General features: G+C 44.7%; 18 protein-coding genes and 1 rRNA gene. 10 read left to right on the top strand and 9 right to left on the bottom strand.

Annotated elements, in window-relative coordinates:
- Nucleotides 1–181: 181 nt before the first annotated feature.
- Together RH061_RS00990 and RH061_RS00985 are read right to left on the bottom strand one after the other, a co-directional pair.
- A 16S ribosomal RNA gene (locus RH061_RS00990) occupies nucleotides 182–1,731 on the bottom strand.
- Nucleotides 1,732–2,030: 299 nt separating this feature from the next.
- Nucleotides 2,031–2,261 (bottom strand): hypothetical protein, encoded by a 231-nt coding sequence (locus RH061_RS00985; RefSeq protein ID WP_167834127.1) that lies wholly within the window; start codon nucleotides 2,259–2,261, stop codon nucleotides 2,031–2,033.
- 144 nt (nucleotides 2,262–2,405) lie between these two features.
- On the opposite strand from RH061_RS00985, the gene pdaB reads away from it, so the two are divergent.
- Nucleotides 2,406–3,158 (top strand): polysaccharide deacetylase family sporulation protein PdaB, encoded by a 753-nt coding sequence (gene pdaB, locus RH061_RS00980; RefSeq protein WP_311073333.1) that lies wholly within the window; start codon nucleotides 2,406–2,408, stop codon nucleotides 3,156–3,158.
- Nucleotides 3,159–3,170: 12 nt separating this feature from the next.
- On the opposite strand, the gene RH061_RS00975 is transcribed toward pdaB, so the two are convergent.
- Nucleotides 3,171–3,848, bottom strand: a complete 678-nt coding sequence (locus RH061_RS00975) for a KinB-signaling pathway activation protein (RefSeq protein WP_311073331.1) — start codon at nucleotides 3,846–3,848, stop codon at nucleotides 3,171–3,173.
- A gap of 149 nt (nucleotides 3,849–3,997) precedes the next feature.
- Between RH061_RS00975 and gerD the strand changes: the two genes are divergently transcribed.
- The gene (gerD, locus tag RH061_RS00970; protein ID WP_311073330.1) at nucleotides 3,998–4,639 is read left to right on the top strand and encodes a spore germination lipoprotein GerD; all 642 of its coding nucleotides are present in this window, start codon (nucleotides 3,998–4,000) and stop codon (nucleotides 4,637–4,639) included.
- 90 nt (nucleotides 4,640–4,729) lie between these two features.
- Here gerD and RH061_RS00965 read toward each other — a convergent pair whose 3' ends face one another.
- The 3 genes from RH061_RS00965 to RH061_RS00955 form a co-directional block, all read right to left on the bottom strand.
- Nucleotides 4,730–5,785: an Mrp/NBP35 family ATP-binding protein gene (locus tag RH061_RS00965; RefSeq protein ID WP_311073328.1), complete on the bottom strand. Its 1,056-nt coding sequence runs from the start codon at nucleotides 5,783–5,785 to the stop codon at nucleotides 4,730–4,732.
- Nucleotides 5,786–5,959: 174 nt separating this feature from the next.
- Nucleotides 5,960–6,676 (bottom strand): N-acetylmuramoyl-L-alanine amidase CwlD, encoded by a 717-nt coding sequence (cwlD, locus tag RH061_RS00960; protein ID WP_311073327.1) that lies wholly within the window; start codon nucleotides 6,674–6,676, stop codon nucleotides 5,960–5,962.
- Nucleotides 6,677–6,752: 76 nt separating this feature from the next.
- On the bottom strand, nucleotides 6,753–7,196 hold the full coding sequence (locus RH061_RS00955; protein ID WP_311073325.1) for a YbaK family protein: 444 nt from the start codon (nucleotides 7,194–7,196) through the stop codon (nucleotides 6,753–6,755).
- Nucleotides 7,197–7,453: 257 nt separating this feature from the next.
- Here RH061_RS00955 and RH061_RS00950 point away from each other — a divergent pair, with 257 nt between their 5' ends.
- The 8 genes from RH061_RS00950 (at nucleotide 7,454) to RH061_RS00915 (ending at nucleotide 14,461) form a co-directional block, all read left to right on the top strand.
- A complete protein-coding gene (locus tag RH061_RS00950) occupies nucleotides 7,454–8,419 on the top strand; it encodes a S8 family peptidase (protein WP_311073323.1) in 966 nt (321 codons plus the stop codon).
- Complete coding sequence (locus RH061_RS00945) at nucleotides 8,416–9,189, top strand: endonuclease I family protein (RefSeq protein WP_311073322.1); 774 nt, start codon at nucleotides 8,416–8,418, stop codon at nucleotides 9,187–9,189. The genes RH061_RS00950 and RH061_RS00945 overlap by 4 nt, the downstream gene beginning before the upstream one ends.
- Nucleotides 9,190–9,597: 408 nt before the next feature.
- Nucleotides 9,598–10,290, top strand: coding sequence for a hypothetical protein (locus tag RH061_RS00940; RefSeq protein WP_311073320.1), 693 nt, complete (start codon nucleotides 9,598–9,600; stop codon nucleotides 10,288–10,290).
- Between the two features lie 225 nt (nucleotides 10,291–10,515).
- Nucleotides 10,516–11,232 (top strand): SDR family NAD(P)-dependent oxidoreductase, encoded by a 717-nt coding sequence (locus RH061_RS00935; RefSeq protein ID WP_311073319.1) that lies wholly within the window; start codon nucleotides 10,516–10,518, stop codon nucleotides 11,230–11,232.
- Nucleotides 11,232–12,254, top strand: coding sequence for an S-adenosylmethionine:tRNA ribosyltransferase-isomerase (locus RH061_RS00930; RefSeq protein WP_311073318.1), 1,023 nt, complete (start codon nucleotides 11,232–11,234; stop codon nucleotides 12,252–12,254). Before RH061_RS00935 ends, RH061_RS00930 begins: the two co-directional genes overlap by 1 nt.
- 13 nt (nucleotides 12,255–12,267) lie before the next feature.
- Nucleotides 12,268–12,606 carry a VOC family protein gene (locus RH061_RS00925; protein WP_311073317.1) on the top strand — a complete coding sequence of 113 codons (339 nt, stop codon included), beginning with the start codon at nucleotides 12,268–12,270 and terminating at the stop codon, nucleotides 12,604–12,606.
- Nucleotides 12,607–12,688: 82 nt separating this feature from the next.
- Nucleotides 12,689–13,807 (top strand): GAF domain-containing sensor histidine kinase, encoded by a 1,119-nt coding sequence (locus RH061_RS00920; protein WP_311073316.1) that lies wholly within the window; start codon nucleotides 12,689–12,691, stop codon nucleotides 13,805–13,807.
- 12 nt (nucleotides 13,808–13,819) lie between these two features.
- The gene (locus RH061_RS00915; RefSeq protein WP_311073315.1) at nucleotides 13,820–14,461 is read left to right on the top strand and encodes a response regulator; all 642 of its coding nucleotides are present in this window, start codon (nucleotides 13,820–13,822) and stop codon (nucleotides 14,459–14,461) included.
- A gap of 101 nt (nucleotides 14,462–14,562) precedes the next feature.
- Here the strand turns inward: RH061_RS00915 and rpsI are convergent, their stop codons facing one another.
- From rpsI to truA, 3 genes are all read right to left on the bottom strand, one after another.
- The gene (rpsI, locus tag RH061_RS00910) at nucleotides 14,563–14,955 is read right to left on the bottom strand and encodes a 30S ribosomal protein S9 (protein ID WP_167834112.1); all 393 of its coding nucleotides are present in this window, start codon (nucleotides 14,953–14,955) and stop codon (nucleotides 14,563–14,565) included.
- A 20-nt stretch (nucleotides 14,956–14,975) separates the two neighbouring features.
- Complete coding sequence (gene rplM, locus RH061_RS00905) at nucleotides 14,976–15,413, bottom strand: 50S ribosomal protein L13 (RefSeq protein ID WP_167834111.1); 438 nt, start codon at nucleotides 15,411–15,413, stop codon at nucleotides 14,976–14,978.
- 172 nt (nucleotides 15,414–15,585) lie between these two features.
- Complete coding sequence (gene truA / locus RH061_RS00900; RefSeq protein ID WP_311073314.1) at nucleotides 15,586–16,350, bottom strand: tRNA pseudouridine(38-40) synthase TruA; 765 nt, start codon at nucleotides 16,348–16,350, stop codon at nucleotides 15,586–15,588.
- Nucleotides 16,351–16,353: the final 3 nt, after the last annotated feature.

Raw genomic sequence — 16,353 nt, 5'->3', positions numbered from 1 at the left:
TCTTACTTACGATTATCTAGTTTTCAAGGAACAAAAAAGCTTTGAGGCAATTGTTTCGAATCCTACCTTACGGTCTGATCCTAACAAAAGAGATTACTCCCTCAAAACTAAACAAACAAGCTAGTCAACAGTACGAATCGTAAGATTCGCATTCCGATTGCCATTACGGCAATATCCTTAGAAAGGAGGTGATCCAGCCGCACCTTCCGATACGGCTACCTTGTTACGACTTCACCCCAATCATCTGTCCCACCTTAGGCGGCTGGCTCCAAAAGGTTACCCCACCGACTTCGGGTGTTACAAACTCTCGTGGTGTGACGGGCGGTGTGTACAAGGCCCGGGAACGTATTCACCGCGGCATGCTGATCCGCGATTACTAGCGATTCCGGCTTCATGCAGGCGAGTTGCAGCCTGCAATCCGAACTGAGAATGGATTTATGGGATTGGCTCGACCTCGCGGCTTCGCGACCCTTTGTTCCATCCATTGTAGCACGTGTGTAGCCCAGGTCATAAGGGGCATGATGATTTGACGTCATCCCCACCTTCCTCCGGTTTGTCACCGGCAGTCACCTTAGAGTGCCCAACTGAATGCTGGCAACTAAGATCAAGGGTTGCGCTCGTTGCGGGACTTAACCCAACATCTCACGACACGAGCTGACGACAACCATGCACCACCTGTCACTCTGTCCCCCGAAGGGGAACGCCCTATCTCTAGGGTTGTCAGAGGATGTCAAGACCTGGTAAGGTTCTTCGCGTTGCTTCGAATTAAACCACATGCTCCACCGCTTGTGCGGGCCCCCGTCAATTCCTTTGAGTTTCAGCCTTGCGGCCGTACTCCCCAGGCGGAGTGCTTAATGCGTTTGCTGCAGCACTAAAGGGCGGAAACCCTCTAACACTTAGCACTCATCGTTTACGGCGTGGACTACCAGGGTATCTAATCCTGTTCGCTCCCCACGCTTTCGCGCCTCAGCGTCAGTTACAGACCAGAGAGCCGCCTTCGCCACTGGTGTTCCTCCACATCTCTACGCATTTCACCGCTACACGTGGAATTCCGCTCTCCTCTTCTGCACTCAAGTTCCCCAGTTTCCAATGACCCTCCCCGGTTGAGCCGGGGGCTTTCACATCAGACTTAAGGAACCGCCTGCGCGCGCTTTACGCCCAATAATTCCGGACAACGCTTGCCACCTACGTATTACCGCGGCTGCTGGCACGTAGTTAGCCGTGGCTTTCTGGTCAGGTACCGTCAAGGTACCGGCAGTTACTCCGGTACTTGTTCTTCCCTGACAACAGAGCTTTACGACCCGAAGGCCTTCATCGCTCACGCGGCGTTGCTCCGTCAGACTTTCGTCCATTGCGGAAGATTCCCTACTGCTGCCTCCCGTAGGAGTCTGGGCCGTGTCTCAGTCCCAGTGTGGCCGATCACCCTCTCAGGTCGGCTACGCATCGTTGCCTTGGTGAGCCGTTACCTCACCAACTAGCTAATGCGCCGCGGGCCCATCTGTAAGTGACAGCCGAAACCGTCTTTCAGCTTTCCCTCATGTGAGGGAAAGGATTATCCGGTATTAGCTCCGGTTTCCCGAAGTTATCCCAGTCTTACAGGCAGGTTGCCCACGTGTTACTCACCCGTCCGCCGCTGATCTTCAAAAGCAAGCTAATGAAGATCCGCTCGACTTGCATGTATTAGGCACGCCGCCAGCGTTCGTCCTGAGCCAGGATCAAACTCTCCAAGAAAGAGTTATGAGTTAGCTCATAAGTTAAAACGTTGGCTCATGTTCTTCTATAATAGAAGTCATGAAAATTTATTGTTTGTTGACGCTTGTTTGTTTAGTTTTCAAAGAACAATTTATTGTCTCGCCGCTCAGAAGCGACTTTCATAATATAGCATGTGACCGATTCATTGTCAACCACATTTTTTATTATTTATTACCGCCGATCCCCGTGTTAGCTAGTGACTCAGCAGCGACGTTTATTAATATAACAGGATAATTTCTGTCCGTCAATAATAATTACGAAAAAAGTTTCTTGCTCTGTCATTGGCCTTTATACATGCTTTTCTTCGCTGGCATATACTTAAGGCATTCCTTTGGTGATGCTACTCTTTTAAAAAGAGAAAACAAAATTTGATATCTCTCCTTCATTGACCTTTTTACGACATGATCAATACGATCGTCCTTCAGATCGAATAGGATTTCATCCATCTCCCTTTTAATTAAGTATTCTAGCTCTTTAAGTTCCTTCTCATTGATCAGAACACCAAGCATACATACACTCCTGTTCAATTTCACATAGTGATTGTAGTGTTGTCTTTTTTCCGGATTTTTATAATCTGATTTTTTATTATCATATCTTTTTATGCTGTGGAATAAAAATTAGACAAGGAGTGCATTGGACGAGGTGGTGAGAATATGAATTTCTTTTATGTGATGAATGCGAAGTCGATTAAAACCGTTTTTGTCATTGTGATTGCAGCCTTTTTTACAGCATGGTTCTTTTACATGGATAATATGGTCCAAATCCCTGCTTTTTCAGCAAAGGACGGTCCTAAAGCCATCTATAAAGGTGAGAAGGATCTGGCTTTGACCTTTAATATTGGCTGGGGCGATGAAAAAGCGGAACCGATTCTCGATGTACTCAAGAAAGAGAAAGCCGGAGCTGTTACCTTCTTCTTGTCAGGTTCTTGGGCAGAAAGGCATCCAGACTTGGTGAACAGGATGGTGAAAGAAGGTTATGAAATTGGCATGCTTGGTTATGAATATAAGGATTATACCGACCTTGAGGAAGATAAGGTCAGACGTGATATCCAGAAGGCCCAGGAAGCATTCAAGAAGCTTAATGTTAAGAACATTGAGTTGCTGCGCGCCCCTACTGGCCATTTTGACCAACGCACGCTAAAAATTGCCGAGCGCTTCGGGTACACCGTTGTCCACTGGAGTCTTGATACAAAGGATTGGACGAATCCGGGTACTGAGGTTATTGCGGCGAATGCTTCTAAAGCCAAAAAAGGCGATATCCTGTTAATGCATGCATCTGACTCAGCTAAACAAACAGCGGAAGCACTTCCGCTCGTGTTAAAAGATATCAGGTCGAAAAATCTGAAGATGGTCACGGTATCCGAAATGATTGCCAATGGGGAATCAAAATCAGCAGAAGTAAAATAAATAACCGTCCAACTATGCGTTGGACGGCTTTTTTTGTGCCTTTTTATTTGGTTTTGCCTTTGTCTTAGCCTTTTCTTCAAGAACTTTCCGTTCCTGGAGCGATTTTTGGTTAAGCTTATGCAGAACCAATAGCTGGTAGGCATTACATACTAACAATGGAAATAGCATGAGATAGAGCCAGCTATGCTCGTTCACTCTAAGTACCGGTACCCATTCAATAACTGTTACGACAACCATGAAAAACAATGCTGGTATGAACGCTTCTTTATTTGTTTGCTTAACCTTCATAAACGCTACGATCAACCCCGCAGCCAGTACGATCACCGCGAGACCTAAATATGAAAGGATACTCTCGCCGCTTTCCGCAAAAGTGGCAAAACGAAGATAGACAAGATCAAACAATACAAAGGCAATCAATAGGACCTGTACTGGATTCCATAGGGATTTGAAAATTCCCAGCCCAAAGCGATGTACTGTCAAATATGCAAAGAAACCCATTTGGCTAAGAATGCTAAATATAAGACCAACACCCATAAGCCATACTAAGATTGAAAGGAATTCAAGAATGTTGAAATCACTCAGCAGCTGCTGGAATTCACTCCAGCGGACAATAAAGCCAACCACAGCAGTTGTTACCGAACCAACGGCTAAAGTGGTGAGAAATAAGTGTACCCAATTACGGCTTGTCACGATTTTTTTCCCCCAAAACAAAATTAAACTTCACTATATGATTGTACCAATGCGGGTTTGAAAAATCTAGGTGTCGTTATTCGTGTATAACAATTTGTCATTTTACTCATCCTAAAATTAGGGCTGTCTATGTGAAAGGGGAATGGAAGATGAAGAAAATCATGAAGATTATACTCCCTGCTTCCTTTTTACTTTTAGCTGCCGGTTGCGCTTCTCCAGCCGAGTCAGCAGGGGGGCAAGTCGATTATGAAGAAACAAAGAAAATGGTTGTCGACATCCTGAAGACTGACGATGGCAAAAAAGCGATTCAGGAAGTCATGGGTGACGACGGCATGAAGGAAAAGCTAATAATGGACCAGCCGGTCGTAATTGATACAGTTGAAAAGACAATGACCTCCGAGAAAGGCATGGAGTTTTGGAAAAAATCCTTCGAGGACCCAAAATTCGCTGAGAGCGTCGCAAAAAGCATGAAGAAAGAAAATGAAAAATTGTTGAAGGACCTGATGAAGGATCCAGAATACAAGGGCATGATGATTGAAGTCATGAAGGATCCTGAACTTGAAAAGGAATTAACTAACGTCCTCAAAAGCAAAGAATACCGGGAGCATCTACAAAAAATCATGACCGAAACCTTTGAAAGCCCACTATTCAAAGCCAAACTTCAGGCATTGATCGTTAAGGCTGCTGAGGAAATGCCAACCCAAAAGTCTGAGGAAGGCGCAGAAGAAGGCAGCGGTGGTTCTGGCGGCGGAGGCGGTGCGGAATCAGGCGGCGGTTCCGGAGGTCAGTAAAGAATGTAGTCGCTTTAACCAGCCCCGACAACCGATTTATCTGAATATAAATATGAATGAGCCTCTCCTGATACAGGAGAGGCTCTCTTATTATTTTTCAAGCATTTGAACGACTTGCTGGGCAATATTCGTATAAATTGCGCCAATCTTATCGTCTTCCTGATAGATGGATGGAGCAAAGTCTTCCTCATTCCATGTCGGCTGGCCTAATGGCAGCTTTCCTAATAGCTGTGTATTGAGCTCGTCCGCCAGCTTTTCGCCGCCGCCTTGTCCAAAGACATATTCTTTTTCCTCAGTCAGCTTGCTTTCAAAGTAGGACATGTTTTCGATGACACCAAGAATTTCATGTTCTGTTCTAAGGGCCATTGCACCTGCACGCGCAGCAACGAATGCAGCCGTTGGGTGAGGGGTGGTGACGATGATCTCTTTACATGACGGCAGCATAGTGTGCACATCCAATGCCACATCCCCTGTTCCTGGAGGCAAGTCCAATAGGAGGTAATCCAATTCTCCCCACTCGACTTCATTGAAGAAGCTGTTCAGCATTTTTCCAAGCATTGGCCCCCGCCAGATGATTGGTGCATTATCTTCTACAAAGAATCCCATAGAGATGACTTTTACTCCATGTCTTTCAACAGGGATGATTCTTTCTCCTCTTACTACCGGGCGCTTCGTGATGCCCATCATGTCCGGAACACTGAAACCATAGATGTCTGCATCCACAAGTCCGACCTTTTTGCCTAAACGCGCAAGAGAGACAGCAAGGTTCACGGATACAGTTGACTTGCCCACTCCGCCTTTTCCGCTTGCGATTGCGATGAATGTTGTTTGGTTATTAGGAGAAAGCAGGCCTTCCTCTTCTTCAGGAGCCGCTGTCTGGAATTTAGAGAGTACTTCTGCAGGAAGTTCAGAGAAGCGCAGGCCTACAGATGCCGCTCCAGCGCCTTTTAAAATATTGACAATTTCAGTCTGCAACTGCAGCTGCTCGGCTGTACCTGTTTTCGCGATAGCTATTTTAACGCTTACATGGTTCTTCTCTTCTTTAATCTTGATTTCTTCGATGGCATTGATCTCTTCGAGTGTTTTATGTAAAAATGGTTCCTTAATGTCTTTTAAGCTTTCTCGCACCTTAGCTTCAGTTAACATATTTACACCTTCCTCTGTAAAAATTTATCTCCAAAGACAGTATACCATAATGATAAAATTCCTAAGTGTTAAACCTATCACACATTTCTGAAAGATATTTTTTCCAATCTATTCTTTCAGGCCTTTGCAAGCAATAAAAATCCCATAAAGAAAAGAAGGATCCATGACCCTTCTTTATTTTTCCCAAAACTTCTGTTCATCTGTAAAATATCGGAGCATGCCCTCGTAAATCGAGGCAGCTACTTCCTCCTGATATGCTTCATCTCTCAGGTTTGCTGCTTCCTGGGGGTTGGATAGAAATCCGATTTCGACTAAAACTCCTGGTTTATTGGTATGCTTCAGCAAATAAATACTATTCGCTGCCTTTGCATCTCGATCTGTATTTTCAAGGTTACGGCGTAATTCGTCCTGGATCAGTTTGGCGGCCCGCTTGTTTTCTTTGTAGTTCGTGGAGTAGAAGGTTTGAGCCCCTTTCCATTTAGACGAAGGTATTGCGTTCAAGTGTATCGTTGCAAAGAAATCGGCTTCCGATTCATTGATCAAATCGAGTCGCCTTTTCAAATCCTGGACCTTCCGCTTGCTATAGCCCTTGAGTCCTTTATCCGCAAGGTCGATATCTGTTTCTCGCGTCATGATGACGAGGGCTCCCTGCTGCTGGAGGTAATCCCGCAGCTTCAATGTAACATTAAGTGCGATATCTTTTTCAAAGGGTTCATCCTCACCTGCTCCAGGATCGACCCCGCCATGCCCTGGATCCAAATAGATGATCTTCCCCGAAAGCGGCAGGTTCCAGGATTCCCAAGAATCATTTTCGGTAAAATCATACTGCAATATAAGGAACAGCACAGCAAGGCCGGCTGCGAATAATCCAATTTTTATTTTCTTCAGCATGTTCTATTCCATCCTCCCCAGCTAGTCCCTGATAATAAACTATATGGGACAGGTCGGCGGTTTAGAACTATCGCTCTTAATGCAGCCTCAGCTTATATTTCTTTTCACCCTTCATGAATCCTTCTCTCCACCAGCTGTCACAATATTGCTCGCATAAGTAATATAGCTCCTCTGAACCAACTCCCTCTTCCCCTTTCCCCCAAAAAAGGAAAAAGTTATACAAGGTGTCTATCAGATGACGCTCTTCTTTTTCGCAGCGAGGTTTAACCGCCTCCAGTGGTTCTCCGAAATATCCAAAACGGCTGAATTTGGCGCCGAGTAAATACGCTTCTATCGCTACATCATAACAAGCCTCTTCTATTCCTGAATTCATGATCAGGTTCGAGGTTAGCCTTGATGAGCCAAAATATTGTTTCACCCTGGCCTGCAGGATGTTGATTGATAATTCACGGAGCATCGCCCGCTCATACTTCACTTGTTTTTGCTTTCTTTTATCTACAAATGTCGTTACGACGTTCAAAGTATTTCACCCCTTAGGAAGTAGTGTTCAACCTGTGGATGGGTGTAATGCAATCAACATGGACGATTCCTTTTCCAGTTTTCTCAGTCGTTTACTGAATAATATCAAGGTAAATCCATTAGGATGAAATACCCAATTATGGTTATTAATTTCTAGCAAATCCCCTACTATCGGTCCTTTTAATTAATAGTCAGAATTGTTAGACTTATTAACACAACTAGAACTCGCTTCAATTTTATCTCTAAGGAGGGAAAGATATGGAGCAAGGTGTTCGCGTTATCCCTTATACCGTGATTGCAGAATCTGAGGAAATCATGGAGGTGCCAAAAGGTGTTGAGCTGATTCAGGCACCCAGGCTTTGGAACGAGACAAAAGGAAAGGGAATGAAAGTTGCTGTATTGGATACAGGCTGTGAAACAACACACACTGATTTAAAAGACCGAATCATTGGCGGCAGGAATTTTACAGATGATGACCGAGGCAATCCTGATCTCTATACCGATTATAATGGTCATGGTACACATGTGGCTGGCACAATTGCCGCACAGGAAAATGAGGCAGGTGTCATCGGTGTTGCACCAGAGGCTGGCCTGCTGATTGTCAAAGTCTTGAACAAAGCCGGTTCAGGAAAATATGAATGGATTATCAATGGAATTTATTATGCTATTGAGCAGGAAGCCGATATTATCTCTATGTCGCTCGGCGGACCAGCTGACGTCCCCGAATTGCATGAGGCGATCCAAGCCGCTGTAAAAAAGAATATCCTTGTCGTCTGTGCCGCTGGCAATGAAGGTGATGGCGATGATTCTACCAATGAATTTGCCTACCCTGGTGCTTATAACGAAGTCATCAGTGTGGGGGCAGTGAACCTTGAACGAGGTTCATCCGATTTTACCAACTCACATAATGAAATAGATGTCGTGGCCCCAGGTGAGCGGATCACTTCAACTTATCTGAACGGAAAATATGCGACCTTGAGCGGTACTTCTATGGCTGCTCCGCACGTATCCGGCGCACTGGCTTTGATCAAGACATATGCCAAAGCCCACTTTGAACGAGAGCTGACAGAACCTGAGTTGTACGCACAGCTGGTCAAGCGGACGGTGCCACTCGGCAATTCGCCAAAGCTCGAAGGCAATGGACTCGTATACCTGACTGTTCCTGAGCACCTGGCAGAAATCTTTGACCAGAGCTTTAAAACGATGGTCATGGATGCGATATGATCCTGTCAGCTAGTGAAGCTTACATTCATAACATTGAGAATAAAGCGTATTATGATGCTGAACTGGACGCGAAAATGCGTGATGAATATTATTGTGACGCTGTTTTCTGCCCAGAAGAGCTGCATTCGCTACTGGTCCGGACCCACTCCTCCCATTTAAGATATTCGCCGCATGACTATGTTTATCCATGGGTGGACTTGCAGGAGAACCTTCAACTGAAGAGCCTGTATTCCGGACAGGACCTTGATCCTGTTGAGGTGATTGAGGAAGATTTGCGAATTTTGGATACTTTGAGGCAAGGAGGCTTTACAGCCACTTCTGACTCTCTTTTTAATACCGAACATGTAGTGCCCCAATCCTGGTTTAATGGTGAGGAGCCAATGCGGGGCGACCTCCACCACTTGTTTGCCTGCGAACCAGCATGCAACAGCATGAGAAGCAATCACCCTTATCACGATTTCTCATCCTATGAACCTGAGCTAGCTGCTTCAGGCATAAGGTCTGGCTGTGGCATGGTGGAAGCAGGGAAATTCGAACCCGAATATGGGAAGGGTATTGTTGCGAGAGCTGTATTTTATTTCGCTTTAAGATATAGGGATGTCATCCGTCTTTATGATCAAATGAATTTCGAGCTTCTGCTGAAATGGCATATCGAACATCCTGTTACGCTATATGAAAAGCATCGGAATGCCGCAATCCAGGAGCTGCAGGGAAACCGAAACCCTTTTATTGATTTCCCGGACAAAGCTAGAGACATGCTCGGCTTATAGGAGAGAACCGCCTGGACTTTGATTGCAGGCGGTTTTATTGCGTGTTTTGGAAGAGAAATGAGATATTGATGCAATGAAGGAGCTCCTTTTACCGTTTTGGCTCCGATTCCGCATTTTCGGGCAATGCAGACGCTCTCCTTTTACCGTTTGAGCTTCAATTCCACATTTTCGGGCAATGCAGACGCTCTCCTTTTACCATTCGGGCTTCGTTTCCGCCTTTTCGGGCAATGCAGACGCTCTCCTTTTACCGTTTAAGCTTCATTCACTCATTTTCAGGCAATGCAGACGCTTTTGTCTACTCTCTTTGCCTCAGGCTAGGCGCCAACTCCATTTCCTCTAATTTACTAACACAAAAAATGTTCATCTTAGGGCAAGCTAATCGAGAATACAGAGAAAGGGATGATTTCTATGTCTATGGAATGGTTTGATCGGGTAGTTGGAGAGCTGCAGGACCATCTTGAGTCTATTTGCGAAAAATATGATCAGGAAGGCCAGATGGCTGTTGAGAGAGGCGCGAAACATCCGCGGATTCAGTTCTTTGTGGACTATGATGATGGCGAGAGAGATTATTTCTATATATTATACTTTGACCCGCATAATGAGGAGTTTTATACGGAAACCATTGATGAAGACCTAGGGCAGCCAGCACGTGTCATTCTTTCAGATACTGATGATATTGTCGATGCGGTTCACCAGGGCTTCCACGATTACATAAACGACGATGAAGACGATCTCGATGTCGTTTATGCAACGGAAGATGACGACACTGTATATTATGAAGATGACGGAATTGATGAAGATGATGAGCTATATGTGGCGGAGCTGATAGATGAGGATGATATCCTCGAGGAAATCGACGTCGAGTGGGAAACCCCCGAGGTTACAGCCTTCCTGATGGAAGATGATGTGGAAGTGACCTATCAGTTTGGACTTGTCCAGGATACAGGTGACGGAGTCCTTCGCCGCATCAACCGGATTTGGACTGAAGATGATGAAATGGTCAAAGACGAAACGAACTTCATTTTTACCAAAGAAGAGGCCCCTACCATCATCGCCATGATTGCCAGCCATATGGATTCCATGCAAGGATACGACGATTAATACAGAAGACGGAGGAATGCACCATTCCCTCCGTCTTTTTGCTTTACGCTGGCACAAAGTCTCTCCTCTTGATAAAAGCCCCTATGGTTAACCCCAGAAATTCAGATGATTTCTCCCTTTTCTCATCCTAAAGTTGTAGAAAAAGTTCAAGCTTTCTCCTGAGGGAAATTTTGTTAATTCCTTTTATGCTTAATACAACAAGCAAATAAGGAGAGATGATTGAAAATGAATAAAAAAGTAGTGATGATAACTGGTGCCTCTAAAGGTTTAGGAAAAGCATTAACAATCGCTTTTGCGAAGAAAGGAGCAAGACTTGCGATCTGCTCAAGGTCTGAAAAAGACCTGGAGAAAGTAAAACGCGAAGCCGAGGGTTTAGGTGCTGAAGTTTTGGCAATACGAGCGGATGTCTCACAGCCAGGAGATGTGGAGCGTTTCGTAGCTTTAACTCAGGAAGTTTATGGGCAAATCGATGTGTTGATTAATAATGCTTCCATATTAGGTCCTGGCCCAATGCCGCTTCTCCTGGATTATCCTCAAGAGGATTTTGCAGAGGTGTTACGAGTGAATGTAGTGTCCGCCTTTCTAGTTAGCCAGAGAGTCATCCCAATCATGCTTGAGCGTAATGAAGGCTCCATCATCAATGTAACGTCTGAGGCTGGCCATGTTGGCTATGCTGGCTGGGGAGCGTATGGGATTTCAAAATTTGCTGTTGAGGGCCTTACACAAACTTGGGCAGATGAGTTAAGTGATACCAATGTTCGTGTAAATATGATAGATCCCGGCGAGATGGACACTGAAATGCACCAATTAGCTGTTCCTGATTGCGATTACCCTTTGGCAAAACCTGAGGATGTCGTGGACATTTTTCTTCACTTAGCATCGGATAAGGCCAAAGGAATTAATGGACAACGCTTTGAAGCTCAATCAGAGGAGGGATTGTGATGGAAACAAGTGCACTGGATTTTTTTCTGCCTGAAAACCTGAATGCGAACCTTCCTCCGGAAAAAAGAGGATTAAGAAGAGATCAAGTTAGGATGATGACACTGAACCGAAAAACGGGCGATATTAAACACGATCGTTTTTTTAATCTCCCCCTTTTCCTTCAGCCTGGAGATTTGATCATTTTAAATAACAGCCGCACCATCCCTGCTTCGTTACAAAGTAGATGGTTAAGAAGCGGTGTTCAAATTTCTAACAGAGTGGAAATACGTTTAGCTAGAAGAATTTTTGATGACACTTGGGAAGCTTTCATCATAGCAAATCCTGTCAGAGTGGGTGATACTCTGCGCTTTTCAGAAAAATTAACGGCTACGGTGATTGCTGAGAAGGAGTCTTCCCCTTTGAAGACGATTAAATTCAATAAAAATGGGAGTGAGTTATTAAATTTAATCTATGTTCTTGGCGCACCGATCCGGTATGAATATATAGAACAGCCATGGGACCTCAATTACTATCAAAATGTATTTGCCACCCACCCTGGTTCTGTGGAAATGCCATCTGCGGGCAGAGCGTTTAGCTGGGAGCTGCTATTCCAATTGAAAAAGAACGGCATTCAAGTTGATTTCATTCAATTGCACACAGGGCTGAGCTATTTGCTTGAGGGTCATATGGATCCCAAAGAAAATCCCGAAGAGTATCACATTTCACCACATACAATGGAAAAAATCCTAAAGGCTCATTCTTCTGGCAACAGAATCATCGCAGTTGGGACGACTGTCGTCCGTGCGCTTGAGAGTGCAGCAAGAAACGGAGAACTCTCAGGTGCTACAAACTTATATATTAACCAGCAATCTTCTCTAAAAATAGTAGACGGAATCATTACTGGTTTGCACGAGCCAAAGGCCAGCCATCTGGATATGCTGACTGCCTTTTTACCAGAACATCAATTGCTGCATGCCTATCACCAGGCAATCCAAGAAGGCTATTTATGGCACGAATTTGGTGATATGAACCTAATCATTTAATAGGAGGTATTTTATGCGCCTGCATCACTATGGCTTGGAAGTCGCCAATCTTGAAGAGTCGATAGAGTTTTACACAGACTTATTATGCCTAGAACTGGAAAGCAGGCATTCTTTTTTGGGCGAAGAGATTGCGTTCCTAGCTTCCAGCCATTTCCGACTGGAACTTGTATGTCACCCACATAGCACAAACTCTGCTCATCTATGTTTTGAAGTATCTGACCTACAGCATGTGATCGACACTCTAGGATCTAATCAAATAGCAGAAGGACCTTATAAACTTGATAATGGCTGGGAAACTGTCTTTTATGAAGGACCCAATCATGAACTGATCGAATTTTTACAGACCTCATAAAGCGCGCACCAGTTTTTAACATCCATTGGTGAAATATGAGCTATAATGACATTAGATACCAGGACAGTGAGGAGATGCTTGAATGACTGAGGAAGCGCAATATGAAGAAATCGGCATCTTGAAGGAAATTGCGGAGCTTTTAAACGAAGGAACAGATACGAAGACCATGCTATCTGATGTCCTGAGAAGGCTTTTGCATATAACAGGTCTTCAAACAGGCTGGATTTTTCTGATTGACGATCACGGAAACCACGAGCTTACAGCAGACTTCGCTCTTCCACCTGCTTTATCTTTAAATCAGAAAGAGAGAATGTGTTACGGTGAGTGCTGGTGTGTGAATAAATACAATAACCAAACCTTAAATAAAGCCTCGAATATCATTGAGTGCAAGCGAATTGAAGATGCACTTGGTGAAGGTGCTGGGGAAACCTGTGGATTGACCCATCATGCTACTGTCCCCCTCCGCGCTGGAAAGGAACGGTTCGGCTTATTGAATGTGGGTTCCCCGAACAAAAAACATTTTCATAAGAATGAGCTTGCCCTGCTCGAAGCGATTGCCTATCAAATTGGTACAGCGTTAAAACGCATCAAGCTCACTCAGCGCGAACAAGAAACAGCTCTTGTTGCTGAAAGAAACCGGCTTGCACGGGACCTGCATGATTCGGTGAACCAGCTATTGTTTTCTCTCAGCCTGACCGCCAGAGCTGGAGAGGAAATGACAGATGATGAAGATGTAAAACAAACATTTAGCTATATGCAGGACTTGACCCAGGAAGCGCTTGGGGAGATGAGATCGCTTATATGGCAGTTGAAACCTCAGGGTCTCGAGAATGGACTCGTCAGCGCACTAAAAAGTTATGGGGAAATGCTTGGTCTGACGATAGAAGCTAAGGTGACGGGAGCGACCAGCATGCCCGGAAAAGTTGAAGAAGCTATATGGCGAATTGGACAAGAAGCAATCGCCAACTGTAAAAAGCATTCCGGTGCCAAAAATGTATTTTTATCACTTCGTGCTTCCGATAATGAGGTCGTTTTAACCATTAAAGATGAGGGCTGCGGCTTTCATTATAATGAAAACCTTTCCATCCCTTCATTAGGTTTAAAGAACATGAAAGCAAGGACAGAAGCACTGAACGGCCTGTTTCGATTGCGAAGCCAATTGGGAAGTGGAACACAAATAAAGATAACCATTCCACTCTAGGGGGAGAATTCAATGAGTATACGCATATTAATCGCAGACGATCATCACGTTGTCCGAAGAGGCCTCGTCTTTTTTCTTAAAACTCAAAAAGACCTTGAAATTATCGGAGAAGCCGAAAATGGCAGAAAAGCGGTTGAAATGGCAAAGGAGCTCAAGCCTGATATTATCTTGATGGACTTGGCTATGCCTGAAATGGATGGAATTGAAGCTACGAAAATGATTAAAGAAAAAGATCCAAGCATCAAAATCATGATCCTCACCAGTTTCTCCGACCAGGACCATGTCATCCCCGCACTAGAAGCAGGTGCCTCCGGATTTCAATTGAAGGATATCCAGCCTGATGAACTCGTAACATCCATCAGAAAAATGGTCAAAGGAGAGAACCAGCTTCATCCGAAAGCCACATCCCATTTACTAGCCAATTTATCACACAGCAGCAATCCGAAAAAAAGCTTACTAGAAGAACTAACGAAAAGAGAACTGGAAGTCTTAAAAGAGATCGCTAAAGGAAAGAGCAATAAAGAAATTGCCGCCTCCTTGTATATAACGGAAAAAACGGTAAAGACCCATGTTTCTAATTTACTGGCAAAACTCGAGCTGGCAGATCGGACGCAGGCTGCCCTTTTTGCCGTGAAAAATAAACTGGTGAATTAAGAAGTATCCTGATCACAGGCTCAGCAATGGATAATACTGTTCCGATGAAATAAAAAAGCTCCCAACCAAATTGGTTGGGAGCTTTTTTGAAGCGCCAAAAATTAACGCTTTGAGAACTGAGGTGCACGACGAGCGCCTTTAAGACCGTATTTCTTACGTTCTTTCATACGAGCGTCACGAGTCAGTAGTCCAGCACGCTTAAGTGTTGGACGGAATTCTGGGTCAGCTTGAAGCAATGCACGAGAGATACCGTGACGGATTGCGCCAGCCTGGCCAGTGTATCCACCGCCATTTACGTTAACGTGGATATCATAGCTTCCTACAGTTTCAGTAGCAACAAGTGGTTGCTTAACTACTTCACGTAGAGCTGCGAATGGGATATAATCTTCAATTTCACGATCGTTGATTGTAATTTTTCCAGTGCCTGGTACTAAACGAACTCGCGCAACGGAGCTCTTACGACGACCGGTACCGATATATTGAACCTGTGCCAAGTTAATTACCTCCTTAATAATTATCCGCGAAGTTCGTAAACTTCAGGTTGTTGTGCTTGATGTGGATGCTCGTTACCAGCATATACATGAAGCTTTTTAAACATTTGGCGTCCAAGAGAGTTCTTTGGAAGCATGCCTTTGATTGCAAGTTCAAGCATCTTTTCAGCGTAGTTTGTACGCATTTCAAGAGCTGTTCTTTGCTTCAATCCACCTGGGTGCATTGTGTGGCGGTAGTAGATTTTGTCAGTCAATTTCTTACCAGTAAGTTCAATCTGAGAAGCGTTGATGATGATTACGTGATCACCAGTGTCAACATGTGGTGTGAAAGTTGGTTTATGTTTACCACGTAGAATAGCTGCAACTTCAGTTGAAAGGCGACCTAGAGTCTTGCCTGCAGCGTCAACTACGTACCATTTACGCTCGATATTGTTGGCATTTGCCATAAACGTTGTACGCATGAGTTTCCCTCCTAAATAGTCAAAAAAAAATCAAGTTCATTTGGTATATTTTCAAACACGATAAAGCTCTTCCGGGGCTGATCGTGGGTTTAAAATACATACATATGATATCTTAACCTGTGGTTGAGAGATTGTCAACACCAGGATTAGTTGTCATATCATTTTTTTAAAATTAATTTTCGAATCTATGGTCTTCGTCTTCATAAAAAACCTTCCAGAGATACAGTCCATGTCCAGGGGCCGTCTTGCCGGCCAGGGTACGGTCCTTCTCATTAAGCAGCTGCGGCATGCTTTCGGCAGGTCTCCTGCCTGTCCCTACCTCCAGCAATGTCCCGACAAGGATCCTTACCATATTGTACAAAAAGCCATCCCCTATAAACCTGAATACAAGCAGGCCGTTCTCTTCGGAAAAATCGATTTCCTGCAATGTCCTCACACGATCTTCTACTTCGGTTTTAGCCGAGCAAAAACTAGTAAAATCATGTTTGCCAGTAAGCAGCCTCGCCGCTTCCCTCATTGCATCGAAATCGAGTTCATACTGGAACTGGTAGGCATAATTCCGCTGGAAGGGATCGCGATGCTTTGATGGCAGCAAAAAATAGCGGTACTCCTTGCCGACTGCGTCAAAGCGCGCATGAAAATCCGGTTTCGCTATATCTACTGAAAGAACAGCAATATCATCAGGCAATAAGGAATTAAGCGCGATTTGCCACCTGGCAGGCTCAATTTCAAGCGTTGCATCGAAGTGGATCACCTGGCCGCGCGCATGCACTCCTGCGTCCGTACGGCCAGATGCACTGACCCTGATGCTTCTCCCCTTATTGAGCTTCTCTAGTGCCCTTTCCAACTCACCCTGGACAGTCCTTTTGCCAGGCTGGACCTGGTAGCCGGAAAAACCGGTGCCATCGTATGAAACTATGCATTTGATTCGCGGCATAAT

It is taken from the genome of Mesobacillus jeotgali, from assembly GCF_031759225.1.
Taxonomy (GTDB): Bacteria; Bacillota; Bacilli; order Bacillales; family Cytobacillaceae; genus Mesobacillus; species Mesobacillus jeotgali_B.
The sequence above is the reverse complement of the archived record's forward strand: the minus strand, read 5'-3'. Positions and strand labels throughout refer to the sequence as shown.